Below are 616 nucleotides of genomic sequence, written 5' to 3'. Positions count from 1 at the left end.
AGTCAACGGAGTCATTACACTGGTCATGGGGATCACCACGCCTGCTATTGCCGTGAGGTGCGTTACGCTTAACTTCTGCCCGGCGGCGTTGTACACGTAGCTGGTGGTATTGCCGTTGGTGAACTGCAATCCGTCGGGCAAATTTAGCGAATTGTACGCAATATTCACTATCTTTTTGTTGTAATCTTTCTTCAGGTTGCCGTTGGCGTCGTAGGTATATTCCACGGCCACGTTGGCGCCGTCCATGAAATGGAAAGCGCCGGCATAGAGCGGGCCGGGTGTAACGGCATCGGTAATTTTGGTTACCTGGTTTCCATTGTAAGTATTGTAAGCGAGGTTATCTATCAATCCGAAGCCGGTGTCGGTCTTTCCCTTGCGTTGCAGGGTGAGGATATTGCCCGTTTTGTTGTAGGTAACCAGCTCGTCGTAGCGGTTTGGGTTAGAGGTAAGGGAAGTGCCCTCGCCGTAATTGGCAGTGGTAAGCCGGTCAAGGCCGTCATAGGTGAACTGGTATCCTCTTTCCACGGTTTCATCTCCCGCCTTCCACTTCATGGCGCTGATGTTGCCGTTGAAAGTGGTTGTAGTGGGTGTTACATCGTTTATGGCGGTATTGTAG

General features: G+C 51.3%; 1 protein-coding gene. It reads right to left on the bottom strand.

From position 1 onward, the window contains the following. Window positions 1-616, bottom strand: a 616-nt coding sequence (locus OA34_RS13365) for a hypothetical protein (protein WP_502685210.1), incomplete at both ends; no start/stop codon positions are given.

Source organism: Sulfurospirillum sp. MES (assembly GCF_000789415.1).
Lineage (GTDB): Bacteria > Campylobacterota > Campylobacteria > Campylobacterales > Sulfurospirillaceae > Sulfurospirillum > Sulfurospirillum cavolei.
Note: the sequence above shows the minus strand (reverse complement) of the source record. Positions and strands in the feature narration are given on the sequence as shown.